The following is a 1,182-nucleotide window of genomic DNA, read 5'->3' on the forward strand; positions in this document are numbered from 1 at the left end:
TGTGGCTGAGTCAGTGTAACCAACCATACCAGCGGCATTGGCTTTTTCTTTTTCCATCACGGCGACAGCTTCTTTTGTTTTCTGTTGTAAATTGTCGACCATGACTTGAATTTGTTCTGCCGATTCCTGAGTACGGTTGGCCAGTGAGCGAACTTCATCAGCTACAACAGCAAAACCGCGACCATGATCTCCTGCTCGTGCAGCTTCTATAGCCGCATTTAAGGCTAATAAATTGGTCTGCTCAGCCACCCCTTTAATAACAGTTAACACGGAACCTATTTGCTCACTACTTTGACTTAGTTCTTCAATGGTGCGCGCTGCATTTCCAACGTCTTCAGTTAGAGAGTTAATGGATTTTACCGTTTCACTTATGACGTCTTGTCCCGATTTTGACTCACTGTTCGCATTACGTACTTCTTCTGCTAACAGTTCAGCATTACGGGCGATTTCTTTAATCGTACTTGACATCTCATTCATCGCTGTGGCTATTTGCTCAGATTGCGATTGTTGTTCTTGTGAGTTGGATTGAGATTGCACAGTATTAGTAGATAACTCTTCAGATGCGGCTGCTAATTCAGTTGAGTTTTGTTTCAATTGATTCACTACGCCGTTTAAATGTTGTGTCATTGAGTTAAGTGCAATAAAGATATCAGCGGTTTCATCTTTGGCTGGACTGGTGATTGTGACGGTCAGATCACCTTCGGCGATCCGCTTGGTAGCGGTAATAATATTGTTGATTACCTGGATGATAGACCGATAAAAACCAATGAATAAATAGAGTGCCAGCGATAGGGCAATTAATATCACGGCAATCACCACATTTTTTTCAAGCTGTAGCATGGATAGACGATTATCTAGTAGTTCAGCCAATGCGTCAGCAAGATAATGATATACCACATAATTTGTGTCTATAGCTTCAGTACCCAGACTGAAAATAAATGCTGCTTCGGTGTTAATTTTCTCACTCTCGAGCATATCCTTTTCAATGACAGTGAGAAATTCTGTGAGTGCATTTTCTCTATCCAGCTCTAGCTTATTTAAAACGTCTGCCAACTGCGGATTGTGAGTAATAATATGTTCGATAGCTTGTTGAGTGGTATCCGCTTCATGTTTTACCTTGCTAAATGATGAAGCCAGTTTAATACGTTGACTGGTAGTCAATGATTCATTGGCAGCAATGCC

General features: G+C 41.4%; 1 protein-coding gene. It reads right to left on the reverse strand.

Annotated features, from left to right (window positions below):
* On the reverse strand, window positions 1-1,182 hold a 1,182-nt coding region (locus B4K20_RS10940; protein WP_289282905.1), incomplete at both ends, for a methyl-accepting chemotaxis protein.

Origin of the sequence: Methylophaga sp. UBA5088, from assembly GCF_002414625.1 — a bacterium.
Lineage (GTDB): Bacteria > Pseudomonadota > Gammaproteobacteria > Nitrosococcales > Methylophagaceae > Methylophaga > Methylophaga marina.